The sequence below is a fragment of the Pseudomonas lini genome (genome assembly GCF_030812475.1).
GTDB classification, from domain to species: Bacteria; Pseudomonadota; Gammaproteobacteria; order Pseudomonadales; family Pseudomonadaceae; genus Aquipseudomonas; species Aquipseudomonas lini_A.
Genome location: NZ_JAUSSR010000005.1, coordinates 285213 through 310424 on the forward strand (window position 1 = coordinate 285213; position 25212 = coordinate 310424).

A 25212-nucleotide genomic window follows, 5' to 3' on the forward strand; every position below is an offset into this window, starting at 1 on the left:
GCACCGCAAGTCCTGCGCAACCTTTGTCGCGGCCATATCGTCGGACGTGCCGTCATCGTTCCCAATGAGACTTACCCATGACTCACGAACACCCATCACCCGAACAAGAACTGCACTCGCGCCGCGCAAGCACCCTGCAAATGGGCGGCGAGGCCAAGCTCCAGGCGCGCCGCGACGCCGGCGTGCTCAACGCACGGGAACGCCTGGACGGCCTGCTGGATCCGCAGTCGTTCAGCGAGATCGGCATGCTGGCCCACTCGTCCCGCCCCGAGGATCGCGACAGCACCCCCGCCGATGGCAAGATCACCGGCTTTGGCCGGATCGACTCGCGCCGGGTGGCCGTCGTGTCCAACGACATGACGGTCAAAGGCGCTTCATCCTCGTGGATCAATGCACGCAAGATCGCCTACCTGAAGGAGTGCGCCACCCGCAACGGCATGCCGCTGATCTTCCTCGGCGAGTCATCGGGTCAGCGCATGCAGGACGCGATGGGCGCGGCGAGCATGGCCAGTGGCGGCCAGGACGCCCAGCAATACTGCCGGCGCCGCGAGATCCCCTGGGTCAGCGCGGTGCTCGGTCCCTGCTTCGGCTCGGCGAGCTGGTACTCGTGCCTGGCCGACTTCACGGTGATGCGCAAAGGCGCACTGCTCGCCGTCTCCAGCCCGAAAGTCACCTCGGTGGCGATCGGCGAGTCTTCGGATACCGAAGAGCTCGGTGGCTGGCGCATGCACGCGGAAATCACCGGGTTGGCCGACATGGTGGTCAATGATGACCAGGAAGCCTTGGCCGCCATCCGCCGTTTCCTCGGTTACCTGCCCTCTCATGCGAACGAGACGCCAGCCGTACTGCCTTGCGAAGCCGAAGACCGACCGGATTCGTCGGGACCGGAAAGCATCGTCCCGGCCGAGCGCAGCAAGACCTACGACATGCGCAAGCTGCTCGCCACCCTGGTCGATCGCGACAGTCTGTTCCCGCTCAAGGACCGCTTCGGCCGCTCGGTGGTCACCGCCCTCGCCCGTCTTGAAGGGGCCAGCGTCGGCATCGTCGCGTCCAACCCGCAGTTCAAGGGCGGCGCCCTGGATGCCGACGCCTGCCGCAAGGCCACCGGCTTCATCGCCCTGTGTGATTCGTTCAACATCCCGCTGGTATTTCTCGTCGATACGCCTGGTTTCCTCGTGGGTATCGAAGGCGAAAAACGCAGCGCGCCGGCGCACATCATGAACATGATTCATGCGGTGCAACTGTGCTCGGTGCCGAAGCTTTCGGTAATCGTGCGCAAGAGTTTCGGCCAGGCCTACCTCAACTTCGGCGGAGGCCGCAACAGCGACCAGTCGGCAGCCTGGTGCACGGCCGATGTCAGCTTCGTCGACCCCGGCGTTGCGGTCAGCGTCGTACATGACATCACACGCGAAGCCGATCCCGAGCGCTATGACCGCCTGCGCGCCGAGTTCTCGAAAGACACGTCGGCCTTTGCCCTCGCGGGGGCGATGGGTACGCACGAAGTGATCGCACCACGGGAAACCCGGCGCTTTCTCGTCGAGGCCCTGGGCGCTCAGCGGCGTGCAATCAATAACGGTATCGGGCGCCATGAAATGAGTACGTGGCCGACCTATTTCTGAGCGGCGACCCATTTATCGATCACTGACCTGTGGCGAATTCATTCCACGTTGAATAACGCCACTTGAATCTCAAGGAACCGCCATGAATGTTTTAATCGTGCATGCCCACCCCGAGCCACAATCCTTTACTGCGGCGTTGCGTGACCAGGCGGTCCAGACCCTGCAGTCGAACGGGCATGAGGTGCGGGTTTCGGACTTGTATGCGATGAACTGGAACCCGGTGGCCAGTGCCGAGGATTTTTCCCTCAGGGAGAATCCCGAGTACCTGGCCTACGCGCTCGAGCAACGGCACAACAGCAAGACGCAGACCCTCGCCACCGATATCCGGCAAGAGTTGGACAAGCTGCTGTGGGCGGACCTGCTGATCCTCAACTTCCCGATCTACTGGTTCTCTACACCGGCCATTCTCAAGGGTTGGATCGATCGGGTGCTGGTGTCCGGCATCTGCTACGGCGGCAAACGCTTCTACGATCAAGGCGGCCTGCGCGGCAAGAAAGCACTGGTGACCGTGACCTTGGGCGGGCGTGAACACATGTTTGGCGAGGGGGCGATTCATGGGCCTCTGGAAGACATGCTGCGCCCGCTGCTGCGCGGGACATTGGCCTATGTCGGCCTGGAGGTGCTGCAGCCTTTTGTCGGTTGGCATGTGCCGTATATCAGCGCTGAAGCCCGACAGGCATTCCTGGTCAGCTATGGCCGGCGGCTGGAGAGCATCGAGTCGGATGAGCCCATCCAGTACCCGCGCCTGGGCCAGTTCGATGATCGGCTGTATCCCCTCGCACAGCGTCAGTAATCGCGCCCTTCCGACCCACCTGCCCTCTGGCCCGCATGCAACAAACTGTGGGAGATTCTATGTTGCAGGCTCGCTCCCACAGGAATCGCTGCAGTGCACGAATATCATGCCCCACACAAAATCCTGTAGGAACCGGCTTGCCGGCGAAGGCGCCCTGACAGCCAACCAATCCTCTTCGACCCCACTCGATTCTCGGGTCGCATCAGGACGACTGTTGATCGTGCTTCGTTCCCTTGACCATAGATCTGCCGGCGCTTTCCCCCATGGTCGATGTAGAATCAACCACGTATCACCCTGCTCAAAGGCGCCCCCCAGCTCATTACCCCTCAACAAGAGATCCCCATGGCAAACCAAGACATCACCTTCGTACCCGATCCCGACGCGGAATCCATCTCCTCCGACGTCGCCGGTTTCGGCGGCCTCCTGGTCTCCACCCAGATCCCGACCCGTGCCGATGGCAGCCTGGAACTCGGCGATATCGTCGAACAAAGCGAATGCACACTGCAGGCACTCAAGGTCGCGCTGGAGCGCGCCGGCAGTTCCATGGACCGGGTCTTGCACCTGACCATCTACCTCACCGACATGGCCGACCGCGCCGCCTTCAACGAGGTCTACCAGCGCTTCTTCGCCAAGCCCTGGCCAGTGCGCGCCGCCGTCGGCGTGGCCTCACTGGCAGTGGAAGGCATGCGGGTCGAAGTCACCGCGATGGCCGCCAAGGGCTGAGCCCGCCAGCCCTCGCAGTCAACCTCCACAAGTGTTCGCACGGTGGCCGGGGATTTCACCCGGACCACCGCCACGCTCATAAAAGCCATCGTAGCTGTATAGCCTTCTGCGTTACATGTAGACATCTGCTACACAGAATGCCTATACTTTTGTAGGCACTGATAAGGGCCTCAGAAAAAAGGACCAAAACGATGACCACTCAATTACCGGCGGAATCTGCTGCGACCGACAGATCCAAACCCGTTCCGATCAACATGCGGGTCGATTTCAGAAAACGAGACTTGATCGATGTGGCCGCAGCCATTTCGGGAAGCGATCGGACCAGCTTTATCCTGGATGCTGCTTGTAAAAAAGCCGAGCAAGTCATTCTGGATCAACGCCTGTTCGTCCTTGCAAACCAAGAGTTTGATGCATTTGAACAAGCGTTGGAGTCAAACCCGTTAAGGAGTAACGAATGTCTGCGCCAACTGCTGGAAAGGCCGCCTCGCTGGAGCTGACCGCTCCGGAAAAACTCAAGGCCATCCACGATTTGAGCGCCTTCGATTGTGGTGATGACTCGATTAACCAATACCTGACAAAGAAAGCGTCCAAAGCCCAAGACTCCAGATTTGCCACGGTGTTCGTTACCTGCCTGAAGGGCAGCAAGACCGTGGTTGGCTATTACACGTTGTCGAGCGGAATGATCATTCGAGCAAACGTGGTGCCCAAGAAGGCGCAACGCAATTCACCCGACCAGCACCCGATCACGATTCTCGGGCGGATGGGGGTGTGCAAGTCTGCTCAAGGTACCGGGCTGTCGATCGATTTACTCAGAGACGCCATTATCCGAGCGATTGCCGCCTCCGGCGAAGTCGGATCGACCGCCTTGGTCGTCCACCCGCTGAACGAAAGGCTGGTGACACTTTATGAGAAAGCCGGATTCATCCGTAGCCCACAACTTTCTCCAATCACGATGATGCTCCCCCTTACCTGATTGACCCAGCGGATGCAGAGGGTGCCAATGGCTGCAACAACTGCCCCCAAACATGACTGGCGCCCCCTCACCCAACAGACATCTTCTCCGTCAGATTCTGCTGCAAATACGCCAAAAACCGCCGCTGAAACAGCATCGTGTGCTCATGCGCCGCGTTCTCGGCTTCATCGGGTTTGCGCGCTTCGATGGCATTGATCATTTCATCGTGGTCCCGACCCAGGCGGGTGCTCGTGCAGGCCGTGCTGATGATGTAGTCGAAGTGCAGGTGCAGCAGGCGCTGGCCTTCACCGAGCAGCTTTTCGTAGTAGCTGATGAAGTACGGATTTTTCCCGGCTTCGGCGATCGCCATGTGAAAGGCCTTGTTCCGCTCGGACATCGCCTGGAAATCACCGGTGCCGACCGCCGCGAGGTAGGCGGCGTCGGCGGCGCGGATGCGCACCAGGTCATCGTCGGTGCGCTGCAGGGCCGCCAGCCGGGTCACCGCTCGCTGGATCAGGTCCAGGGCGGAGATGTAATTGGGGAATTCTTCGATTTCAAAGGGTGTCACCAACAGGGTGCGGTTCGGCAGGATGGTAACCAGTCCTTCGCTGATCAAGCGGGCCAGCGCATCGCGCACCGGCGACCGGGAAAGGCCGAATTGGGCGGCCAGTGAGACCTCGTCCAGCGGCATGCCCGGCTTGAGCTTCAACGTCAGGATCTGCTTGCGCAATTCTTCGTAGATATAGCGACCGCCATGGCGTTTGGCCCCGGTGGCAGCTTCAGTCGTTTCTTTGCTCATAGGGCCATGCTCTCGGCAGTGCAGGCCGGGTATCCGGCCAGCCTGCAACTTTAACATCTGCCCCGGGATAGTTAAAAACCTTCGCCCCAGGTATCACTCAACATGAAGCCGGCGGCCAACGGATCGTCCGGATCGACCCCGATCTGATGCAAGCCGTATACCCAGGCGCGCCCGGTGATGCGCGGCAGCACCGCGGGTTTTCCGGCGACTTCGGTCAGCCCCAGCAGCTCGACCTGAAACTCGCCGCCGATGGTGGAGCGCGAAGTGAGCTTGTTTCCCACTTCGACCAGGCCGCGCGCACTCAAGGTCGCCAGATTGGCCGAACTGCCCGTGCCGCAGGGCGAGCGGTCAACCCGCCCGGGCGGCAGCGTGGTGCAGGTCTGGTAGGTGCGCGGGTCCAGACGGTTGCGGAACATCACGTAGGCCACCTCGTTGAGCGCCTTGAACAACGGATGACTGACCTTGACCTGCTCATTGATCAGGCCTTTGAGGCGCACACCCTGGGTCGCCAGTTCGCGGGCGTTTTCCGGAGCGATGGTCAAGCCGACCTGGTCGACATCGACCAGCGCGTAATACACGCCGCCGAACGCGATATCGGCCTTGATGCTGCCAAACTGCTCTGTCTGGATCGGCACATCCAGCTGTTCGACAAAAGACGGCACCATATCCAGCGAGACACTGCGGCAACGTCCGTCTTCACACTGGGCGTGGGCGGTCACTAAACCGGCAGGGGTGTCCAGCACCACCGTGGTCATCGGTTCCACCATCGGCAACAGGCCCAACTCCAGCAGCGCGGTGACCACGCAAATGCAATTGCTGCCGGACATGGGGTGCGCCTTGTCCGCCTGGAGTACGATGAAGCCGGCCTGGGCTTCGGGCCGGGTCGGTGGCAACAGCAGGTTCACCGACATCTGCAGGCAACCGCGCGGCTCCAGGATCACCAGCTTCCTGAGGCTGTCGTCGACTTCGTTGATGTAGTTCATCTTGTCGAGCATGGTCTTGCCGGGGATATCGATGACGCCACCGGTGATGACCTTGCCGATCTCGCCTTCGCAATGGACATCGGCCAGTTGCAGGGTTCTTTTCCAACGCATGAAAGGCTCCTTTACTTGATGTACCAGCCCCAAGGCTGCTCGCTGTCATACCGGGTGATCTGCTTGGTTTCCAGGTAGTTGTTCAAGCCCCACTCCCCCAGCTCGCGACCGATACCGCTTTGTTTGTAACCGCCCCAGGGGGCTTCGGTAAAGGTCGGTTGCGAGCAGTTGATCCAGACGATCCCCGCGCGCAGACGGCGAGCTACGCGCTCGGCCCGTTCAAGGTCGCGCGACATTACCGCGGCGGCGAGGCCGAAGCGTGAGTCGTTGGCACTGCGCAGTGCCTCGGCTTCGCCGTCGAAAGGACGCACACAGACCACCGGACCGAAGATTTCCTCTTTCCAGATCCAGCTGTCTTCCGGCACATCGGCGAAGATCGCCGGGGTCAGGAAATAACCCTTGTCGCAATGCGCGGGGCGAGTGCCGCCGGTAAGGAGCGTCGCCCCCTCTTCCCGGCCACGGGCGATGGCTGCCAGGACCTTGTCATACTGGCCGCGACTCACCAACGGGCCAAGCAGCACGCCCTCCTCCATCCCGTTACCGATGCTCAGGCGCTCGGTCTGTTCCACCAGACGCTTGAGCAGCGGCTCATATAAATTCCGCTGCACCAGCACCCGGGAGGTGGCCGAACACACTTCGCCCTGGTTCCAGAAAATCCCGAACATGATCCATTCGACCGCGGCTTCGATATCGCTGTCATCGAAAATGATGAAAGGCGACTTGCCGCCCAGTTCCAGGCTGAGGTTTTTGATATCCCGGGCCGCCGCCTGCATGATCCGGGTGCCGGTCGGAACGCTGCCGGTGAACGCCAGCTTGTCGATGCCAGGATGCTCGCTCAACGGTGCGCCGGCGTCTTGCCCCAGGCCGGTCACGACATTGAGCACACCGGCGGGCAAGCCGGCCTGGTGGGCGATGTCCGCCAGCTCGAGGGCGGTCAAGGGTGTCAGCTCCGAGGGTTTGAGCACCATGCAGCAACCGGCGGCCAGGGCCGGAGCGACTTTCCAGGCGGCCATCAGCATCGGAAAATTCCACGGAATGATGGCCCCGGCGACTCCCACCGGTTCTTTACGGGCGACTGAGGTGAAGCGTTCATCGGCCAGAGCGATGTTCTGTTCACGCTGACCGTCGAGGTTGTCAGCCAGGTCGGCATAGAAATCGAAACAGCCCGCGGTATCACCGATATCCCACAGGGCCTCGGGCAATGGCTTGCCGTTGTCGCGAACTTCCAGCGCAGCCAGCTCGTCCTGGCGCTCGCGAATGCCGTTGGCGATTGCCCGCAGGATCATCGCGCGTTCGGCGCCGCTCATGTGCGGCCACGGACCTTCATCGAAGGCGCGGCGCGCGGCCTTGACTGCCAGATCGACGTCTTGCGCCGTGGCCGCCGCCACCTGGGTGATGACCGACTCATCGCTGGGGTCGATCGTGGCAAAGGTGCCGCCTTGTTGCGGGCGAACCCACTGGCCGTCGATATAGAGCTGATCATGGGATTTCATGCAGAGTCTCCAAAAAAGGCAAAGCGTTTGGCGCTGAAGGGGTTCAAGTCCTGGGCGGGGGGGCGACCGGCGACCAGGTCGGCAATCAGGCGCCCGGTCGTCGCGCCCAGGGTCAGGCCGAGCTGGCCGTGGCCAAAGGCGAGGAACACGTTCGACAGCCGGCTGCTGCGATCGATGACCGGCTTGGTGTCGGGAAGAAACGGCCGGTAGCCGACCCCGTACTCGACGTTGTCCAGGCGCAGTTGCGGCAGAATTTTTCGCGCTTTCTCGAGAATGATATCGGCGCGCTTGAAGTTGGGTTGGGCATTCGGGCTGGCGAACTCGATGGTGCCGCCGATCTGCAGGCCGCGGGTCATCGGGCTGAAGCAGAAACCGCCATCGGCGTAGATCACCGAATGACGCACGTCCACCTCCGGGGTCGGCAACAGCACCTGGTAGCCGGCGATGCCCGCCAGGGGAACCTGGGCACCGATCTGTTCGAAGAATTGTCGCGAACCGGTGCCCGCGGCGATCACCACTTGGTCGGCGGCGTAGCGCTCACCGTTGGTCAGGGTGACGCCGCTGGCCCGGCCGGCCTGTTCATCAAGCCTTTTCACCTGGGCGCGCACTCGCAGGCCCCCTTGATCGATAAAACTTTGCGTCAGTGCCGCGATGAAGCCCTCGGTGTCGCTGACGGCGCGCCAGTCGGGAAACAGCAGGCCATGGCTGAATTTGCCGGCCAGCGCAGGTTCCAGGTCCGCGATAGCCGCACGGTCCAGCACTTCGGACTTGAAGCCCAAGGCTTTGCGCAGCTCAAGGTGAGGCTCTTCGTGAGCCAGCCCCGCCGGGGTGTCGAACAGTTCGATGATCGGCTTCTGCCCCATGAGCGTCTTGTCCGGGCAGGCGTCGAGCAAGGGCGCGTAGTCTTCGTAGACATGGTGCGTCAGGGTTGCCATGTCTTCGGAAATTTCGACAATTTTCGAGTGCCGGGCACAGGCCAGGAATCGCAGGAACCACGGCAGAATGCCGGGCAAGGCGCCGGGTCTGAGCGCCAGCGGGCCTTTCTGGTCGAGCAGCCAGCCGGGGATTTTTTTCAGGATGCCGGGCTTGGACAGCGGGATCACCTCGCTGACTGCCATTTGCCCGCAACTCCACTTGGCGGTGCTGTCCCCCGCCGCCGCCGGGTCGATCAGCGTGACCGAATAACCTTCCCGTTGCAGGTACAATGCGCAACAGACGCCAACGATGCCGCCACCGACCACCACGGCGTTTTCGCGCGCCGCGGGTTGCGGGGCAAGTGACTGCAAAGGTGTCATAGGGAAATCTCTCGGGCTGAGGCCGGCGCGGCGAAATCTTCCAGATTGAAGCCGTCCCACCAGGGTTGGGTATCGTCGACAATAAACTCTGCGCGGCCGGTGATCCATGCGCGCCCTTCGATACTGGGGCGAATCGCCGCCTGGCCATTTTCCAGTTCGAGCTGCTGCGCCACACGCCCCACGAAAAAACTGCCGATCAGGCTTTCATGGCGATAGGCAGCCTCGGCGGCGAGCCAGCCACGGGCGAAGCGCTGTGCGACCCGGGCCGAACTGCCGGTGCCGCAAGGGGAACGATCGATCAGACTGGCGCCGGCAATCACCACCGCCCGTCCCTGGGCCTCGGCCGACAGTGGCGAGCCTGTCCACATGCAGTGCTTGACCCCCTTGATCGCCGGATTCTCCGGGTGGATCACCTCAACGGTCCGGTTGACCAGAGCCTGCATGTCCCGCCCCCATTCCAGCAGTTGTTGCGGGCCGAAATGCTCACAGCCGGGATAATTGGGCTGCACCTCGACGATCGGATAAAAGTTGCCGCCGTAGGCGATGTCGACCTTCAACATGCCCAGCGGCGGGAAGTCGATGACTAGGTCACGGTGCAGCAAAAAGGACGGCACATTGGTGAAGCACACCGAACTGACTTTCTCGCCGGTGCGGGTGTAAGTGGCGTGAATCTGTCCCGCTGGTACATCCACCACCACGGTGCCCGGCACCTTGGGCTCGATCAGGCCGGCCTCGAGCGCGAAGGTAATGGAACCCAGGGTGGCATGCCCGCACATCGGCAGGCAGCCGGAAGTCTCGATAAACAGCAAACTGAAGTCACTGTCCGCGCGCATCGGCGGATAGAAAATCGTTCCCGACATATGCGAATGGCCGCGAGGCTCGAGCATCAAGGCGCGGCGGACCCAGTCGAATTCGGCGATGAAATGTTCACGCCGTTCGCTCATGGTCCGGCCCTTGAGCCCCGGAGCGCCGGCGATCACCATGCGCACCGGCATGCCTTCGGTATGGCCTTCGATGCAAGTAAAAACGTGTCGGGTCATGTCATATCTCCGTAGAACCGCAGCGGCCGGCCAAGACGACCGCTGCGGCAGGCGCCCTTAAACCTGGGCCAGTTCGAACGCCTTGCGAAAGCCGGCCTTCTCTTCAGTGGTCAACGGTTGCAGCGGCATCCGCGCATTGCCGGCTTGGAAGCCTGCCAGCTCGCAGCCGTACTTGACCTTCTGAATGAACTTGCCCGATTCCATGTCGGCCAATACCGGGAACAGCGAACGCACGATGGCCTGGGCACCGGCCAGATCGCCGCTGCTGTACCGGGTGTAAAAATCGCAGACCTGTTGCGTCAGGCAGTTGGCCGGGCCGCAGATCCAGCTGGTGGCGCCCCACAGGAAGAAGTCCAGGGCCTGGTCGTCGGAACCGCAGGACAGCTGATAGTGATCCTTGTAGGTGCCGCCGATTTCGATGGCGCGCAACAGGTTGCCGCTGCTTTCCTTGATGCCGATCACGCGCTTGTGGTCCTTGAAGGCCTCCAGCACGCCGAAGCCGACTTCAACGTTGGTGCGAACCGGGTAGTTGTACAAGACCACGTTGATATCGGGCGCTGCGTCCAGAATCGCCTGGTAGTGACCGATCAGCTCCTCTTGGGAAGGCAGTGCGTAATAAGGTGGCGCAATCAGCAGGTTGGTGTAGCCCGCGTCCTGCGTCTGCTTGACCTGCTCGATGACCTCACGGGTGCAGGAGCCGTTGGCACCGGCGATCAGCAGGCCACGGTCGCCCACCACTTCGCGTACGGTGGCCAGGACCTGGCGCCGCTCTTGATTGGTCAGGGCGTAATACTCGCCGGTGGAGCCCAGCGGCACGAAGCCTTTGACGCCAGCCTTGAGTTGAAACTCGATAATGTTGGAGAGCATGTCGTGGTCGACATTGCCGGCCTTGTCAAAAGGTGTGACCAGGGCAGGCAGGATGCCTTTGAGTTGAGTCATTGAAGACGCTCCACTTGGGTTGGATGACAGGGTTGGGTCAGTACGCATAACGTCGCAGCATCCGTGTCTCGATCACGCCGACCAGACGGGTCAGCGGAAAGGCCACGAGGAAATAGATCACCGCCACCGCCGAAAGAAACTCGACCGGGCGCGCGGTGCTGTTGGAGATGTTCTGGCCGACGAACATCAGGTCGGCGATTCCCACCGAGGAAATCAGCGCGCTCTCCTTGAACAGCGACACTACATTGGAGAGCAGCGGTGGAATGCCCCGGAGCAACGCCTGGGGAAACACCACGAAGATCGTCTTGTTCCACGAAGCCAGCCCCAATGCGACGCAAGCATCGTGCTGTTCCCCGGGGATGGATTTGAGCGCGCCGCGAAAGGTCTCGCTGGTGATCGCGGTCATGTACAGGGTCAGCGCCAGCAGCACCGACACGTAGGGCGGTACGTCGAGGCCGAACACCACCGGAAAGCAGAAGAACACCCAGAACAGCTGGATCAGCAGCGGCGTACCGCGGAACAGCTCCACATAGAGCCCGGCGGGAACACTGAGCCAGCGACGGCGGGATGCGCGTAACAGGCTCAACAGAAAACCGCACAGACTGCCGAGGATGGCACAGCCCACGGTGAACGCCAGGGTCAATGCCAACCCCTGCAGCAAGGCTTGCCAATAAAAGAACACCACGGTGAAATCGAGATTCATGACAGTCTCCTCAGCGCGCGAGCGCAGCGTCCTGGCGCCGTTCCAGCCACTGCACGAACTGGGCAATCGGCAGCGACAGGGCGAAGTAGATGAGCGCGATCAGCGAGTAGGTTTCCAGCGGGCGGTAGGCTTCGGTGGCAATGCTCTTGCCGACGTACATCAGGTCCGCCACGGCGACGATCGCCACCAGCGCGCTTTGCTGAAGGATCGAGATGCCGTTGGTCATCAATACCGGGATGGCACTGCGCAGCGCTTGCGGAAGGATCACGTAGAGCGTGCGCTGCCAGGGACGCAGGCCCAATGCGACGCAGGCATCCAGGTGTTCCCGAGGGACCGCCTGCACGCCGGCCCGATAGGCTTCGGCGTTGAACGCCGTGAGGTTCAGCCCCAGGGCGAGCACCCCCATGGTGATGGGGTCGATGAACACGTCGAAAAGCATCGGCACGCAGTAGAAGAACCAGACGATCTGCAGCAGCACCGGGGTGCAGCGGAAGAACTCGATGAACAGCTGGGCCGGCCAACGCAGGAAAAACCAGCGACTCAAGGTCAGCAGGCACAGGCCGAAGCCGAGTACCAGGCCGACAATGTTCGATACCAGTGCCAGTTGCAGGGTGACTTTCAGGCCGTCCCACAACAAACCGAAGTTGCCATTGAGAAAGCTGAAGTCGAATTGATAATTCATGGCCGTTTCCTCACTCAGAGCATCAGTCCAGGTGCAGCACTTTTTCCAGGAACTCGCGGGTGCGCGGTTCTCTGGGCTGAGTGAACAACTGATCGGGATGGCCTTGCTCGACCACTTTGCCATTGGCGCAAAACACCACGCGGGTGGCGATATGGCGGGCGAAGTGCATGTCATGGGTGACGATGATCATGGCCATCTTCTGTTCGGCCAGTTGCAGCATCACGTTCTGCACCTCGATGACCATTTCAGGGTCGAGTGCCGAAGTGACCTCATCGAACAGCATCAGCTTGGGCTCGAGCATCAGGGCCCGGGCAATCGCCACCCGTTGCTTCTGGCCACCGGATAACTGGCTGGGATAGACCTCGAGCTTGCTCTCCAGGCCCAGCCGCGCCAGCAAGGCCCGGGCTTTTTCGGTCGCCTGGGCCTTCGACAGGCCATGCACTTTCATCGGCGCCAGGATCAGGTTGCCCAGCACCGACAGGTGCGGAAACAACGTGTAATGCTGAAACACCATGCCGACCTGGGTTTGCAGCGAGCAGTCCATGGGCTTGCCTTTGCCCCGGGCATTGCCATCGATATAGGGTTTGCCCTGGAATCGAATGGTTCCGCCCTGGATGCTTTCGAGCCCCATCATCACCCGCAGCAAAGAGCTCTTGCCGCTGCCGCTGGGACCGATGATCACCAGGCGGTCGTCAGCGCGCATGTCCAGGTCCAGGTGGTCCATCACCACCAGGTTTTCGCCGTAGGATTTGTAGACGTCGCGCAGTTGGATGAACTCGCTGCTCTCGGTTTCACAGGCGTGCAGGGGCCGTGGCGGCACGGCCGCCAGATTGGAAGCTTTCATCGAACATTCTCCGGGAGCGCGCAGCTCGCTGCGCGCTCGACATCGGCGGGGTTTACTGAGGGGTTTTGTCGGCGTTGGCCAGCTGCGAGGCCTTATCCACCAACGCGTCGATTTCACCGGTCTCGCGCCGTTGGGTGAGATAGATGTTCAGCGTCTGCAAGTCCGCGGAGCTGATGTCGCGGCGCACACCGAAGGCCACACCCTGCTTGGCCAGCGCGGGCTTGGGCAGCACTTCCTTCGACCAGCCGGGGTTGGCCACGGCAAACAGGTGGTTGGTGTCGCTGGCATCGACCAGCACGTCGGCGCGCTTGGACATGACAGCCAGGCGCACCTCGTCCATACCCGGCAAGCGCATGATCTTGCCTTGCTTGACCACGGCGGAAATGGCCTTGTCCTGAGCGGTCCCGGACATGACCGCGAAGGTCACTTCCGGTTTGTCGAAGTCGGCAATGGCGTTGCCGACATTGGCCAGTTTCGGGTTGTCCTTGTTGATCAGCAACGAGACTTGATAGTCGGTGGCCGCCACCGAAAAACTCACCGCCAGCGCGCGTTCGGGCGTCTGGTTCAGCGCCATGGCCATGTCCCATTTGCCCCCTTGCAAGCCGGCCACGAGGTTATCCCAGTTGGTGTCGACGAACTCGACCTTGACCTTCAACACCCGCTCGCCGAAGTCGCGGCACAGGTCCACGAAATAGCCGCTGTATTCGCCCGAACGGGCATCACGCATGACATACGGCGCAGCGACGGCCGCCCCACAGCGCAGAACCCCCGCTTTCTGAATGTCTTTCCAGAGTGAGACATCAGCCGCCAGGGCTGGGACTTGGGCGAGCAATGCACCGATGGCGGATGCACAAACGAGCATGTTGCGGATGGAGCGAGGAAGGAACTGAGCCATTTTGACCTCTCCGATGATTTCGTTCTTGTAGGCAGGAAGGTACAAATCAACATCACTGTGCGCCGTCATGTATGCAGCGCTGTATGCAGATTAGATTTGAACGAATCGGGCTGTCAACACAGGTCAAGAAAATTAATCAGAATAATGACCGAACGGTCGCGGTGGTCCGGGGGCTGATAGTGGACATGTCACTGGTCGAGAGAACGCAGCAAATCCGTCACTATCAGCTAGAGTGAAATTTGCCCCGATTACGCGGTATGTTGATCCAAATCAATCAGTAATCGCGGCTATGCAAACCTTTTGAATTTTTTTTGACGCGGCCACTCCTTTGACTATGAGCAAATGGAGGGGGCCTCATGAATACCTGTCTTTACGTCATTGAATACAAGCTTCACGGAGCACCGAAGTCGTTCATCATCCGGGCTAAAACGATGCGCAATGCCGACGCCTGGCATTGGGCAAGCTGTGACGCCGGAATAGCTCCCATACCGAAACCGGGTAGGCCGCCACTTAAAATCATCTCCAGACCGCAAGCGGAAAAGTATGGAGTCACTGACGTTAAATGGCGTGAATCCGCAAAACTGGATTGGACAGAGGTTTCAACGTCATGACCCCAAGCAACCCGCAACAAGCCGTGGTCACCGATATCAATGACCAGCGCAGTGTGATGCTGAAGAAAATCGGCAATACCGCTATTCGCACGCATCACCGGGCCAGTTGTCACTGTGGCGCCGTCATCCTGGAGATCCACCTGCCGGAGGGTGTTCCCGATCCACACCGCTGCGACTGCTCATTCTGTAAACGCAAAGGCGCCGTTGTCGCAGCAGTCGCCTGGGCGGATCTCAAGGTGATCAGGGGCAGGTCCGCGCTGTCCAGGTATCAGTTCGGCAAGCACGTGGCCGAGCATTATTTCTGTAAAAACTGCGGCACCTACACGCACCACCGACGCAGCACCAATCCGGAAGAATTCGGCTTCAACATCGGCTGTCTGGAAGGGGTCAATCCCTACGACCTGGGCGATGTCCCGGTCGCGGACGGCGGGGTCTGGAACTCCCTGTAACTCCGGTAGATGCGGCGTTCTGCGAAGCTCTCGAGTAATACGGGAGGTCCATTGCGGACCTCCCGTCCCCCCGATCAGGAGGTACCCAGCCCTCGCGACAGGTCGGCGGCATTCCCTGTGCTCCCTGTGCTCCCTGTGCTCCCTGTGCTCGCCTCGCTCGTCGATGCCGGGCGCTGCTCCCCATCCGGTCTGACGTCCATGGCCGGATGATCCGTCGTCTTTGTCACCGTATCGCGTACCGCTTCAAAGCCCTCCCGTGCCTGTTGTTTGACCTTGTCGGCCAGGCCCGCGCTGGTCTTGCCCAGGTAGCGTTGCTCGGTTGCCGTCGAAGGCAATGCCGCCCCCAGCATGGCGCCCAGCGCGATGCCCGCAGCGGCGACCATCAGCGGTTGATCCTGCAGCAGATGGCGGAATTGATCACCGACCACCTGGGTGCTGCGGGCAACTCGATCACTGGCGTCATGAACGGCATGGCTGATGTTTTCCTTGGCAGCCCCCAGATTCTCGCTCAGATGCGCCGCCTTGCCTTTGACCGACTGATAGCCTTCCTTGAAGGTATCGGCGCCCTGGTGCAAATGGTCGCGCGCGCTGTCGATGCCGTCGGTCAAGCCATCGACCCACTCCCCTGCCTTGTCCATCGCGCTGGGGCCGGTGCGATAGGCCGGACGTGGGGGCGATGGACGGTTCTGACTCATCATCATCCATAGCAGCCCGACCGAGGTCAGGACCACGGGCATCGGATTATTGCGCACGCTGGTCCCCAGGTTGGTCAGGAACGTCGTGCCGTTGCTTTGCATCATGCTCAACGCCTGATCGAATACCTGACCCGGCGTGAACTTGCTTTCCAGGGCATCGACGATATTGCCGATGTTGGCCCGTTGCGCATCGATTTCCCGTTCGATGGCTTCGGGGCTTTTGTCTGCTTCGGCTTCAAATTCACGGTTCATGAGACTTTCCTCCGCAGCGCTTCCTGGTCTTTACTCAAGGCGTCCAGCGTCCGATCGGGCTTGAAGTGGGACGGCTCGAATTGTTTTTTGCCTGACTGCAACATGGCGAACCCGATGATCATCACCACGACGCCGACGATCAGGGCGGCCAACCACGGCGCCATGAACAGGCTCAGGCCGTAGACCACCGCCATCAACAGGATGATGAACCCCGCCAGCAGCACAATCGCCCCTCCCGCCACGCCGGCAATGCCGGCCTTGAGCGTGGTGAGGCTGGCTTGCAACTCTGCCTTGGCCAGCGCCAGCTCCTTGGTGAAGAGATCGGGCACTTCGCGAGACAACTGGCGCAACAAGCCGATGACCGATGCGTCCTGCTCAGGCACGGACAGCGGTCTTGAGTTCGGCAAATCCGGATCTTTTCTGTTCATCACAGCTCTCCTTTGAAGGATGTCGAACCAGGGGACGACGTCGTGGCAAAGTCCGAAGGATGGTCTTGTTCACTCGGCGAGGCCGGCGTGATACCGGTGGCCAGGCCAGCCCCGGAATCGCTATGCGGTGCGACGGACGTTTCATAAGGGCGTTGCGCACCATAACTATCCGCCGCAGGCATCGAGTTGTCGGAGGCCCCTTTACCGGCGTCGTCAACAGTCGCCGCGGGGCTGCTGCCGGCTTTGAGGAAACGCGACAAGCCAAAGCCCAGCGCGATGCTGCCGGCAATGAACAGGGCCGGATTGTTACGCGCCAGGTTGGCACTGTCGTGCAGCAACTGTTCGGCACTTTTACCCCGCAGGCTGCCTGCCAGGCCGCTCATGGATTGCGCCATGTCCGAGAGGTAGTCGGACATGCCGAGCGTGTCCTTGTCTTCCAGTTCGGACACAAAAGACTTCGCGCCCTTGGCCAGTGCCTCGATCTGGTCCGCCGCGGTATCACGGTATTGCCCGAACTGCGCATCCACCTGTTCCCGCGCGCCGCCGAGCACCTCTGTTACGTCCTCCTTCAAATGTTGAAAGTCTTGTTCAGGTCTGCCGGTGTTTTCCCGGTTATCTGTCTGAGTTCCAGCTCTGGTGTCTGAAGTATTCATGACGTTCCTCGCCTTCCATCTTAAAAAAGCGTTATAGGGTTCGCCACGAATTGCCCGCAGCCCCCCTCATTTCAAAGGACGGAGCGCAGTTGTCGGGAGTTCCAAATGAATGATGAGCGATACGTTGTGAGTGAGAAATACGACATTCAGTCATCTCGATGGAACCCTGTTTTAAGTCCGCCCTCTATCGCTCACCAGCCCAGGAGGACTTGACCATGATCGACCAACAAACCGGTATGAAGCCTGGCGAGCGTTATGCCATCGAAAACGGCGAACCCACGCGACTGTTCCCCGGCTTCTTCCTCGATGGAAAGTATTACCTGGAGCCGGAGTTACAGACGGCGATCGGTTGGCTGGAAGGTCAACGGTTTCTGTACGACGAGTTGGATCCCACCGGAGAGCCGGTGTACCCCGATCGGGTCGCCGGCACCATCGAAGACCTGACGTTGACCCTGGCCGACGGCGCACGGCTGAAAGTAAACCGGGTGCCCTACAGCGTGCAGGGAAATCCCCTCACGCAAAAAGCCGAGGCCGCTGACGACGAATTGCGTACTCGACTGCCTCGGACACTCCACGACGAACCGGGGGTGATCGACCGGGCAACGGACGCTGACGGTCGAGCCGCATCCCAGGCATTTGCCGCTGCCCCTCGCCCCTCGCTGGTGCTGGCGGCAGGCGCCGCGTTGTTATTTGGCGGTTGTCTGTTGGCGATGAATCGCCAACGAGGCCGGCACCAGGGTCGCTGACGGTCACGCACTCTCACCCGCGCAACGGGAGCATCCGATCATGGACACGCTGAGCACCGCACTGAAGCAAAAGCCGAGTCGTTGCCCGATGCCGACAGCGAAGACGTCGCCGCGCTATTCGATCGCTTCGGCGCCCCTGGATTGCTACAACGCGGGCTCCACGCCGAGGGAGACCAGGTATTCACCAAAACCGCCGCAACATTTGTAATCCCTGCGCGCACTGGTAACGACCGGATTGGTCGCCGTCCACATGATCCGGGCATTGATTTTTTCCAGTTCGGCGACCAGGTGCACGTCTTCGTGGGCCACCAGATGCCGGAACCCGCCAGCGTCTCGATAAGCCGTGGCACTCAGGCCCAGGTTGGCGCCATGGATGTGACGATGATTCTCTATGAACCGGTACCGCTCCAGATACCTGGCGCGAACCCACTCGCCATGGTCGTCCCAACTGTCGACCTCGACAGTGCCGCACACCGCATCGACCATGAAGGCAAGCTGGCGTGACAGCCAGTCGGGAGGCACCACTGTGTCGGCATCGGTAAAGGCCAGCCACTGCGCGCCCGCGCTGAGCAGTTCCTCCGCACCGGTCGCCCTGGCTTTACCCACATTCTGGTAAGCGACCATCAATGCGGTGACTTCCATGGCGGCGACCAACCGGTGCGTGTCGTCTGAACAATCGTCAAGCACCACCAGCACAATTACCTGGCGACCTCCGAGTCCCGGATGTTTCGCGGCAAGCAAGACGGATGAAAGGCACGTGGCAATATGTTTTTCTTCATTATGGGCGGGTATCACGACACCAATCATTGATGTTCCCTCGATTCAGCGAAGCCAATGGTCTTCACCTATCGACCCTTCGCCCCATCGGAAGGTTTAAAGAATGTCTGCCCCGGCGCGGCTGCATACCCCGGGCCAGTGCGGCATGGTTCAATGATCGATGAGCGCCAGTCGTCCCGAGATTTTCCCCGTCAGGATCGGCTCATCGACAAATGGGCTACGCTTAAAACACTGAGCGGTCCTGTCGGACAGGTGTAGCGCTGCTGCATCACCGCTTCAGTCCCCGACGAAACACCTTGAGTGACCCGCCAGTCCGCCAGTCTCACGCTGGTGTCGAATCATTGTGCAAAGACTGTGCGAGGCCGCAGCAATCGCCAGGTTGAGATTCAAACAAGCCTGCGCACACGGTATTTCTCGGCGTCAGGACGTCGCCTTTACGGGCACACTTCCATGACAACCTCATCTGACAGGTCGAAGAATACGCTCCAGACCAGGCCAACCCGCTCTCACCGACCGGACTTCGCCGTGGTGGGCATCGGCGCGTCCGCCGGCGGGCTGCAAGCCATCAAACTGTTCTTCGAAAACATGCCGCAGGACAATGGACTGGCATTTGTCATCATTCTTCATCTGTCGCCCGATCATGAAAGCGTCGCCGACAAGATCATCCAGGAATCGACCCGGATGCCGGTGCTGCAAGTCACCGAAACAGTGCCTATCGAGAAGAACCGGGTTTATGTCATTTCACCGACGCAGCGACTGACGATGAATGACGGCTATCTTGAGGTCAGCCCCAGCGACGCCCTCACGGGCCGCCATGCTTCTATCGATCTGTTTTTCCGCGACCTCGCCCTGGCACACCGCGAGCGGGCCTTTTGCGTCGTACTGTCGGGCACCGGTTCCGACGGTGCAGTGGGATTATCGCGAATCAAGGAACAGGGCGGCGTGACCCTGGCCCAGGCACCCGAGGACGCCGAGTTCGATGGCATGCCGCGGGCGGCCATCGAAACGCACATGGTGGATCTGGTGCTGCCGGTGGTGGAAATGCCCCAGAAACTGCTGGAGCTGTGGCACAACGCGAAGAAAATCACCCTGCCCAGCGCCAACGATGCGCAACTGCAACCCTCCCCTTCGGTGGTTGAGCGCGAAGCGGTGGCGGCCGAACAGCTGGTGCAGGATATTCTGATCCAGTTGCGCGCCGGCACCGGCCATGATTTCAAACATTACAAACGCGCCACCGTGCTACGCCGGATCGAGCGCCGGATGCAGGTCACCGCTCAAGCCGATCTGGCCGGCTACTACCGCTATCTGCTGAATTACCCCGAGGAAATCACCGCACTGCTGGCGGACATGCTGATTGGCGTGACCAACTTCTTCCGCGACCGTGAAGCCTTCGAAGCCCTGGAACGGGATGTGGTGCCGCAATTGGTCAGCGCCGCCGTCTCGGCTCAGCCCGAAACAGAAGAGATCCGGGTCTGGTCCGCTGGCTGCGCCTCGGGCGAGGAAGCCTACAGCCTGGCGATGCTGTTGAACGATCAGTTGCAACTGGACACAAGCGCGGCGTCGTTCCAGCTATTTGCCACCGACATCGACGAACGCGCCATCAGCGTCGGCAGGGCCGGGCTGTACCCGCAAGCGATCATTACCGATGTGCCGCCCACGCGCCTGCGGCACTATTTTTCGAAAGAAGGCCGGCAATACCGGATCCGCAAGGAAATCCGCGAAAAGGTGCTGTTTACCAAGCACAACCTGTTATCCGACCCGCCCTTTTCGCACATCGACCTGATCGTCTGTCGCAACTTGCTGATCTATCTGGATCGCGAAGTGCAGCGTGAAATCCTGCAGATGTTCCACTTTGCCCTGCGCCCCGGCGGTTTCCTGTTTCTCGGCTCCTCCGAAAGCACGGACGTATGTGATGAGCTGTTCGCTCCGGTAGACAAACGCAACCGGATCTTCCGCGCCAAAACGGGTCCCGCCAACAGCCGGCGCCCCCTCAGCCTGCCACGCGGCGGCTACGTGCGCACCCGGCTCGCCCAGCTGGCGCCGCCAAACACCAAGTCGCGCAAATCCTCATTCGCCGACATTCACCAACGTGCACTTCAACAGTCGGCACCGCCAAGCATCATCATTGATGGCCGTGCCGATATCCTGCACATGAGTGAGAGTGCCGGACGCTTTCTACGCCACGGGGGTGGGGAGCTGTCGCGCAATCTGCTGACCCTCATTCTGGCGGAACTGCGTCTGGAGCTGCGTACCACCCTGTTCGAAGTCCAGCAGAGCGGCCAGGTGGTCCAGTCCCGCGCGGTACCGATCAAGCACGAAGACAAAAGCTTCCTGGTCAGTCTGGTGGCCCATCCCTACAAGGACGAAGAGGCAGACGACGAGTTCGTTCTGGTGATTTTCGAGGAGATCGAAGTCGACCCTGCCCAAGCATCGGCTGACAGCGCACTGCGCAGGGAAGACCAGGTGCTGTCCAGTCTTGAGCGCGACCTGCAACGCACCAAGCTGCAATTGCAGGACACCATCGAACAATCGGAAGTCTCCAGCGAGGAGCTCAAGACCTCCAACGAAGAGATGCAGTCGATCAACGAAGAACTGCGCTCGGCCACTGAAGAACTGGAAACCAGCAAGGAAGAACTGCAGTCGATCAACGAGGAATTGCTGACCGTCAATTTCGAACTGAAAACCAAGGTCGAAGAGACCGACAAGATCAACGACTACCTGTCCAACCTGATCGCTTCTACCGACATCGCCACGGTGTTTGTCGACCGCAGCATGCGCATCAAGTGGTTCACCCCGCGCGCCACCGATATCTTCAATATGTTGCCGGTGGATACCGGGCGCTCGTTGCTCGACATCACCCATCGCCTGCGCTACGACAACCTGGCCGCGGACGCGGCGCAGGTGTTCGAGTCGCTGAACATGATCGAGCGCGAAGTCAGCAGCAACGACAATCGCTGGTACATCGCGCGCCTGCTGCCCTACCGTTCCAGCGAAGACCACATCGACGGCACCGTGCTGACCTTCATCGACATCAGCAAACGTCGCGCCGCCGAAGAAGAACTGCGCCTGGGCGAAGAACGCATGCGCCTGGTGGCCGAAAGTACCCGCGACTACGCGATCATCACACTTGATGAGCAGGGCATCATCACCAGCTGGAACAAAGGCGCCGAGGTGATCTTCGGTTACGGCAAGGCCGAGGCCGAAGGCGCCTATTACGATTTCATTTTCTCCGCCGAGGATCGCGCGGCGGGGGTGCCTGAAAATGACCTGTCATCGGCACGCACCCATGGCCGCAGCCAGGATGAACGCTGGCACCTGCATAAGGACGGCAGCCGCTTTTTCTGCAGCGGTGAAGTGACGCTGCTCAAGGGCGAGAATCTCAAGGGCTATGTGAAAATTGCCCGGGACCTGACCGGCCACAAACGCTTGCACGAAGCGCAAAACCAGCAGTTGGCTGAAACGCAGACCAGCAGCCATCTCAAAGACGAATTCTTCGCCGTCATGTCCCATGAGCTCAAGCACCCGCTCAATCTGATCCAGCTCAACGCGGAACTGCTGCGCCGCCTGCCCATTACCAAATCCCTGGCCCCCGCAGCCAAGGCGGTCGACACCATCTGTGACGCCGTCAACAGTCAGGCACGCATCATCAACGATCTGCTGGATGTGGCGCGCATACGCACGGGCAAGCTCAAACTCAAGCTTGCCGTCATGAACCTGTGTCAGGTGTTGCAAGACATCCATACCGTGGTCAGCAATGACGCTGCAGGCATCAACGTTACCCTGCGCCTCCCCGATGCGGGGCAACCGCTGATGATCAATGCCGATCCGACCCGCGTGGAACAGATCATCTGGAACCTGGTGAACAATGCGTTGAAATTCACCCCGGCGGGCGGCGTGATCCAGTTGATTGCCAGTCGTGATGGCGGCATGGCCAGGCTCGACGTCAAGGACAGTGGCGTCGGCCTGAGCGCGGAGAGCATCAGCGAAGTGTTTGAACTGTTTGGCCAGGCAGCGAACCAGCATGCGACCCATCAACGGGATGGGCTGGGGATCGGGCTGTCGTTGGTGAGGCAACTGGCAGAAGCCCACGGCGGCAGTGTGGAGGTCAGCTCCGAGGGTCTGGGCAAGGGTTGTATCTTCACGGTCCTGCTGCCGCTGAGTCAATCTGCACAGGACACGACGGGCCCCGCACAACCTGAGGAACTGTCCGGACGCCTTGCCGGCGTCACGGTGTTGCTGGTGGACGACTCTGCGGAGGTTCTGGAGACCCTGAAAATGCTGCTGGAGATGGAGGATGCCCGGGTCATTGCCTTCCCGGAACCGGTGAAGGCGCTGGAAGCGGCACAGACAGGTCGATACGACCTGGTGATCTGCGATATCGGCATGCCGGTCATGAGCGGCCATGAACTGATGCGCGCATTGCGCGAGCTCCCGCATATCAAGCAAGTCCCGGCCATTGCATTGACCGGGTATGGTGCTGACAGCGATATAGAGGAATCCCGCAAGTCGGGATTCGATCGTCATCTGAGCAAGCCGGTATCCTACGAAGCGCTGATCGAAACCATTGAGGAACTGAGACGCGCACTGCAGCGTTGAATGGGCTGCCGTCTGCCATCAGCTAGCATGAATGCTGTATGGGCCACCGCCTTCGCGGGCAAGCCCGCTCCCACAGGGCTTTGTGGTGAACACGGAATACGCGCTACGCCAACGATCAACCTGTAGGAGCTGGCTTGCCAGCGATGGTCGTGAACGATAACGCCTGCAATCTGGTTAAACGCGGCGCACGTGAGTCCATCGCCAGCAAGCTGGCTCCTACAGTTTCGGCGTTTCATTTCTTACTTCCAGGCAGCACGGCGCTCAGCACCTGCTTGGCGGTTTGCACGATCACTCCCGCTTCGTTCGGATCGCCTTTGAGCAAGGTCGAGGCAAACTTTTTCGCCTGTTCGAGCTTGATGTGCGGTGGCAATGGCGGGACGTCGGGGTCAGTCTTGAATTCGATCAGCACCGGAACGTCCGACGCCAGCGCCGTGTCCCAGGCAGCGGCCACGTCCTCTTCGCGATCGACGAAGATCCCCTTGAGCCCGATGGAAATGGCGAACAGGTGATACGGAACGTCGGGAATGTTCTGCGAAGCCTCGAATTTGGGATCGCCCTCCATCACCCTCTGCTCCCAGGTGACCTGATTAAGGTCTTCATTGTTGAACACGGCGCATATCCATTTGGGGCTGTCCCATTGCCGCCAATACTTGGCGACGGTGATCAGCTCGGCCATGTTGTTCATCTGCATCGCGCCATCCCCCACCAGGGCGATCACGCTGCGTTGCGGGTAGGCGAATTTGGCCGCGATCGCGTAGGGAACGGCGGCCCCCATACAGGCCAGCCCGCCAGAGAGCGAACACTGCATGCCCCGGCGAATCTTCAAATCGCGGGCGTACCAATTGGCACACGAACCCGAATCGCTGGTGATGATCGCAAGCTCCGGCAGGCGTGGCGACAGTTCATACACCACCCGCTGCGGATTGATCGGCTTGGCTTTTACCATGGCGCGCTTCTCCAGGGTCTTCTCCCAGGCACTGCGCCAGCCTTCGATTTTTTTCCGCCAGCGGCGCGATGTCTTCTGCTCAAGCAAGGGTGCCAGCGCCGCGAGCGTCTCGCCCGCATCGCCGACCAGATTGACTTCCATGGGATAACGCAAGCTGAGCATATCGGGCTGCAAATCGATTTGCACCCCGCGCGCCTGCCCCTCCTTGGGGAGAAATTCGGAGTACGGGAAGCCGGAGCCGATCATCAGCAAGGTGTCGCATTCCATCATCAGCTTGTAACTGGGCTCGGTGCCCAGCAAACCGATGCTGCCGGTGACCCAAGGCAATTCATCCGGCAGCACAGCCTTGCCCAGCAACGCCTTGGCCACTCCGGCACCAAGCTTTTCAGCCACCGCGATCACCTGATCGGTCGCGCCCAATGCGCCGGCGCCGACCAGAATGGCGACCTTTTCACCTGCATTCAGTACATCCGCCGCGCGCTGCAGGTCAGCCTCATACGGCACCACTCTGGGCTTGCTGTAACCGACGCCGGAATGCACCGTACCGTGGGCCCTTGCCGGTGCCTGATACTCGGCGTCCTGCAGGTCACTGGGCAGGATGATCGCCGTCACCCGACGCTCGCCGATCGCGGTGCGGACCGCCCGGTCGACCAGGTGCCGGATTTGCGCCGGTGCCGAGGCCTGCTGCACGAACGCGCCCGCCACGTCCTTGAACATCGACAACAGGTCCAGCTCCTGCTGATAGTGGCCGCCGAGTGCCGCACGCGCCTGCTGCCCGACGATCGCCAATACCGGCATGTGATCCATGCGCGCGTCATACAGCCCGGTGAGCAGATGCGAGGCGCCAGGGCCGGAAGTGGCGATGCACACCCCCAGTTCGCCAGTGAACTTGGCATGGGCCGAGGCCATGAAGGCGGCCATTTCTTCATGCCTGGCTTGAATGAATTCGATCTTGCCCTGGGCACGGCTCAACGCGCCGAAGACGCCATTGATGCCGTCCCCCGGATAACCAAAAATCCGCGTGACGCCCCATTGGCTGAGTCGCTCAACCAGAAAATCACCCACTGTCGTTGTCATGTCGATCCTCGCCGTTCACCGATGCGTAGAGCATTCCCGGGGAAGGCAACCGAATTACCGCCCCGAGAGGTGTAAGGGTCTGGACAGTCGCGTTGACTTCGAAGTTTCGAT

At 60.7% G+C, this 25212-nt stretch carries 24 protein-coding genes; 9 read left to right on the top strand and 15 right to left on the bottom strand.

The annotated features are described in order from the left end of the window. The first annotated feature begins 77 nt into the window (after positions 1-77). The 5 genes from J2W17_RS12045 (at position 78) to J2W17_RS12065 (ending at position 4108) form a co-directional block, all read left to right on the top strand. The gene (locus J2W17_RS12045) at positions 78-1619 is read left to right on the top strand and encodes an acyl-CoA carboxylase subunit beta (protein ID WP_307333859.1); all 1542 of its coding nucleotides are present in this window, start codon (positions 78-80) and stop codon (positions 1617-1619) included. A gap of 82 nt (positions 1620-1701) precedes the next feature. After that, complete coding sequence (locus tag J2W17_RS12050) at positions 1702-2412, top strand: NAD(P)H-dependent oxidoreductase (RefSeq protein ID WP_307333862.1); 711 nt, start codon at positions 1702-1704, stop codon at positions 2410-2412. 342 nt (positions 2413-2754) lie between these two features. Next, positions 2755-3135, top strand: a complete 381-nt coding sequence (locus J2W17_RS12055; RefSeq protein WP_307333864.1) for a RidA family protein — start codon at positions 2755-2757, stop codon at positions 3133-3135. Between the two features lie 191 nt (positions 3136-3326). Beyond that, complete coding sequence (locus J2W17_RS12060) at positions 3327-3632, top strand: type II toxin-antitoxin system TacA family antitoxin (RefSeq protein WP_307333866.1); 306 nt, start codon at positions 3327-3329, stop codon at positions 3630-3632. Beyond that, positions 3590-4108: a hypothetical protein gene (locus J2W17_RS12065; RefSeq protein ID WP_307333868.1), complete on the top strand. Its 519-nt coding sequence runs from the start codon at positions 3590-3592 to the stop codon at positions 4106-4108. The genes J2W17_RS12060 and J2W17_RS12065 overlap by 43 nt, the downstream gene beginning before the upstream one ends. Positions 4109-4175: 67 nt before the next feature. Here the strand turns inward: J2W17_RS12065 and J2W17_RS12070 are convergent, their stop codons facing one another. The 10 genes from J2W17_RS12070 to J2W17_RS12115 form a co-directional block, all read right to left on the bottom strand. Continuing rightward, complete coding sequence (locus tag J2W17_RS12070) at positions 4176-4886, bottom strand: GntR family transcriptional regulator (protein WP_307333870.1); 711 nt, start codon at positions 4884-4886, stop codon at positions 4176-4178. Between the two features lie 71 nt (positions 4887-4957). Continuing rightward, complete coding sequence (locus J2W17_RS12075) at positions 4958-5980, bottom strand: proline racemase family protein (RefSeq protein ID WP_307333872.1); 1023 nt, start codon at positions 5978-5980, stop codon at positions 4958-4960. Between the two features lie 11 nt (positions 5981-5991). Beyond that, a complete protein-coding gene (locus J2W17_RS12080) occupies positions 5992-7473 on the bottom strand; it encodes an aldehyde dehydrogenase family protein (protein WP_307333874.1) in 1482 nt (493 codons plus the stop codon). Continuing rightward, a complete protein-coding gene (locus tag J2W17_RS12085; protein WP_307333876.1) occupies positions 7470-8768 on the bottom strand; it encodes an NAD(P)/FAD-dependent oxidoreductase in 1299 nt (432 codons plus the stop codon). The genes J2W17_RS12080 and J2W17_RS12085 overlap by 4 nt, the downstream gene beginning before the upstream one ends. After that, entirely contained in the window at positions 8765-9808 is a 1044-nt protein-coding gene (locus tag J2W17_RS12090) for a 4-hydroxyproline epimerase (protein ID WP_307333878.1), read from the bottom strand. The genes J2W17_RS12085 and J2W17_RS12090 overlap by 4 nt, the downstream gene beginning before the upstream one ends. A gap of 57 nt (positions 9809-9865) precedes the next feature. Then, positions 9866-10747: a dihydrodipicolinate synthase family protein gene (locus tag J2W17_RS12095; RefSeq protein ID WP_307333880.1), complete on the bottom strand. Its 882-nt coding sequence runs from the start codon at positions 10745-10747 to the stop codon at positions 9866-9868. Between the two features lie 37 nt (positions 10748-10784). Continuing rightward, the gene (locus J2W17_RS12100) at positions 10785-11450 is read right to left on the bottom strand and encodes an amino acid ABC transporter permease (RefSeq protein WP_307333882.1); all 666 of its coding nucleotides are present in this window, start codon (positions 11448-11450) and stop codon (positions 10785-10787) included. A 10-nt stretch (positions 11451-11460) separates the two neighbouring features. After that, on the bottom strand, positions 11461-12132 hold the full coding sequence (locus J2W17_RS12105) for an amino acid ABC transporter permease (protein ID WP_307333884.1): 672 nt from the start codon (positions 12130-12132) through the stop codon (positions 11461-11463). Positions 12133-12154: 22 nt separating this feature from the next. Continuing rightward, positions 12155-12976, bottom strand: coding sequence for an amino acid ABC transporter ATP-binding protein (locus J2W17_RS12110; RefSeq protein WP_307333886.1), 822 nt, complete (start codon positions 12974-12976; stop codon positions 12155-12157). Between the two features lie 52 nt (positions 12977-13028). Continuing rightward, complete coding sequence (locus J2W17_RS12115) at positions 13029-13871, bottom strand: transporter substrate-binding domain-containing protein (protein ID WP_307333888.1); 843 nt, start codon at positions 13869-13871, stop codon at positions 13029-13031. Positions 13872-14227: 356 nt separating this feature from the next. Between J2W17_RS12115 and J2W17_RS12120 the strand changes: the two genes are divergently transcribed. Together J2W17_RS12120 and J2W17_RS12125 are read left to right on the top strand one after the other, a co-directional pair. Further along, positions 14228-14482: a DUF6555 family protein gene (locus tag J2W17_RS12120; protein WP_307333890.1), complete on the top strand. Its 255-nt coding sequence runs from the start codon at positions 14228-14230 to the stop codon at positions 14480-14482. A gap of 56 nt (positions 14483-14538) precedes the next feature. After that, positions 14539-14931, top strand: a complete 393-nt coding sequence (locus tag J2W17_RS12125; protein ID WP_307334088.1) for a GFA family protein — start codon at positions 14539-14541, stop codon at positions 14929-14931. 74 nt (positions 14932-15005) lie between these two features. On the opposite strand, the gene J2W17_RS12130 is transcribed toward J2W17_RS12125, so the two are convergent. From J2W17_RS12130 to J2W17_RS12140, 3 genes are read right to left on the bottom strand one after another with little or no spacing between them, the layout of a single operon-like run. Continuing rightward, entirely contained in the window at positions 15006-15878 is an 873-nt protein-coding gene (locus tag J2W17_RS12130) for a DUF3618 domain-containing protein (protein ID WP_307333892.1), read from the bottom strand. Next, positions 15875-16306 carry a phage holin family protein gene (locus J2W17_RS12135; protein WP_307333894.1) on the bottom strand — a complete coding sequence of 144 codons (432 nt, stop codon included), beginning with the start codon at positions 16304-16306 and terminating at the stop codon, positions 15875-15877. The genes J2W17_RS12130 and J2W17_RS12135 overlap by 4 nt, the downstream gene beginning before the upstream one ends. Beyond that, entirely contained in the window at positions 16306-16959 is a 654-nt protein-coding gene (locus J2W17_RS12140; protein ID WP_307333896.1) for a hypothetical protein, read from the bottom strand. Before J2W17_RS12140 ends, J2W17_RS12135 begins: the two co-directional genes overlap by 1 nt. 215 nt (positions 16960-17174) lie before the next feature. Here J2W17_RS12140 and J2W17_RS12145 point away from each other — a divergent pair, with 215 nt between their 5' ends. Then, entirely contained in the window at positions 17175-17705 is a 531-nt protein-coding gene (locus J2W17_RS12145) for a short chain dehydrogenase (RefSeq protein WP_307333899.1), read from the top strand. Between the two features lie 144 nt (positions 17706-17849). Here the strand turns inward: J2W17_RS12145 and J2W17_RS12150 are convergent, their stop codons facing one another. After that, positions 17850-18512: a glycosyltransferase gene (locus J2W17_RS12150; protein WP_307333901.1), complete on the bottom strand. Its 663-nt coding sequence runs from the start codon at positions 18510-18512 to the stop codon at positions 17850-17852. Between the two features lie 420 nt (positions 18513-18932). Between J2W17_RS12150 and J2W17_RS12155 the strand changes: the two genes are divergently transcribed. Then, entirely contained in the window at positions 18933-23078 is a 4146-nt protein-coding gene (locus J2W17_RS12155) for a CheR family methyltransferase (protein ID WP_307333903.1), read from the top strand. A 232-nt stretch (positions 23079-23310) separates the two neighbouring features. On the opposite strand, the gene J2W17_RS12160 is transcribed toward J2W17_RS12155, so the two are convergent. Next, positions 23311-25101, bottom strand: coding sequence for a thiamine pyrophosphate-requiring protein (locus J2W17_RS12160; RefSeq protein WP_307333905.1), 1791 nt, complete (start codon positions 25099-25101; stop codon positions 23311-23313). Between the last annotated feature and the right edge of the window lie 111 nt (positions 25102-25212).

What these genes read in the sequence shown, in the direction of transcription:
- J2W17_RS12125 (WP_307334088.1), top strand. Translation starts at nt 14,539, where the DNA reads ATGCTGAAGAAAATCGGCAATACCGCTATTCGCACGCATCACCGGGCC.
- J2W17_RS12150 (WP_307333901.1), bottom strand. Translation starts at nt 18,512, where the DNA reads ATGATTGGTGTCGTGATACCCGCCCATAATGAAGAAAAACATATTGCC.
- J2W17_RS12135 (WP_307333894.1), bottom strand. Translation starts at nt 16,306, where the DNA reads ATGAACAGAAAAGATCCGGATTTGCCGAACTCAAGACCGCTGTCCGTG.
- J2W17_RS12100 (WP_307333882.1), bottom strand. Translation starts at nt 11,450, where the DNA reads ATGAATCTCGATTTCACCGTGGTGTTCTTTTATTGGCAAGCCTTGCTG.
- J2W17_RS12120 (WP_307333890.1), top strand. Translation starts at nt 14,228, where the DNA reads ATGAATACCTGTCTTTACGTCATTGAATACAAGCTTCACGGAGCACCG.
- J2W17_RS12115 (WP_307333888.1), bottom strand. Translation starts at nt 13,871, where the DNA reads ATGGCTCAGTTCCTTCCTCGCTCCATCCGCAACATGCTCGTTTGTGCA.
- J2W17_RS12075 (WP_307333872.1), bottom strand. Translation starts at nt 5,980, where the DNA reads ATGCGTTGGAAAAGAACCCTGCAACTGGCCGATGTCCATTGCGAAGGC.
- J2W17_RS12055 (WP_307333864.1), top strand. Translation starts at nt 2,755, where the DNA reads ATGGCAAACCAAGACATCACCTTCGTACCCGATCCCGACGCGGAATCC.
- J2W17_RS12145 (WP_307333899.1), top strand. Translation starts at nt 17,175, where the DNA reads ATGATCGACCAACAAACCGGTATGAAGCCTGGCGAGCGTTATGCCATC.
- J2W17_RS12060 (WP_307333866.1), top strand. Translation starts at nt 3,327, where the DNA reads ATGACCACTCAATTACCGGCGGAATCTGCTGCGACCGACAGATCCAAA.
- J2W17_RS12110 (WP_307333886.1), bottom strand. Translation starts at nt 12,976, where the DNA reads ATGAAAGCTTCCAATCTGGCGGCCGTGCCGCCACGGCCCCTGCACGCC.
- J2W17_RS12095 (WP_307333880.1), bottom strand. Translation starts at nt 10,747, where the DNA reads ATGACTCAACTCAAAGGCATCCTGCCTGCCCTGGTCACACCTTTTGAC.
- J2W17_RS12050 (WP_307333862.1), top strand. Translation starts at nt 1,702, where the DNA reads ATGAATGTTTTAATCGTGCATGCCCACCCCGAGCCACAATCCTTTACT.
- J2W17_RS12085 (WP_307333876.1), bottom strand. Translation starts at nt 8,768, where the DNA reads ATGACACCTTTGCAGTCACTTGCCCCGCAACCCGCGGCGCGCGAAAAC.
- J2W17_RS12080 (WP_307333874.1), bottom strand. Translation starts at nt 7,473, where the DNA reads ATGAAATCCCATGATCAGCTCTATATCGACGGCCAGTGGGTTCGCCCG.
- J2W17_RS12070 (WP_307333870.1), bottom strand. Translation starts at nt 4,886, where the DNA reads ATGAGCAAAGAAACGACTGAAGCTGCCACCGGGGCCAAACGCCATGGC.
- J2W17_RS12065 (WP_307333868.1), top strand. Translation starts at nt 3,590, where the DNA reads ATGTCTGCGCCAACTGCTGGAAAGGCCGCCTCGCTGGAGCTGACCGCT.
- J2W17_RS12105 (WP_307333884.1), bottom strand. Translation starts at nt 12,132, where the DNA reads ATGAATTATCAATTCGACTTCAGCTTTCTCAATGGCAACTTCGGTTTG.
- J2W17_RS12155 (WP_307333903.1), top strand. Translation starts at nt 18,933, where the DNA reads ATGACAACCTCATCTGACAGGTCGAAGAATACGCTCCAGACCAGGCCA.
- J2W17_RS12090 (WP_307333878.1), bottom strand. Translation starts at nt 9,808, where the DNA reads ATGACCCGACACGTTTTTACTTGCATCGAAGGCCATACCGAAGGCATG.
- J2W17_RS12160 (WP_307333905.1), bottom strand. Translation starts at nt 25,101, where the DNA reads ATGACAACGACAGTGGGTGATTTTCTGGTTGAGCGACTCAGCCAATGG.
- J2W17_RS12130 (WP_307333892.1), bottom strand. Translation starts at nt 15,878, where the DNA reads ATGAACCGTGAATTTGAAGCCGAAGCAGACAAAAGCCCCGAAGCCATC.
- J2W17_RS12045 (WP_307333859.1), top strand. Translation starts at nt 78, where the DNA reads ATGACTCACGAACACCCATCACCCGAACAAGAACTGCACTCGCGCCGC.
- J2W17_RS12140 (WP_307333896.1), bottom strand. Translation starts at nt 16,959, where the DNA reads ATGAATACTTCAGACACCAGAGCTGGAACTCAGACAGATAACCGGGAA.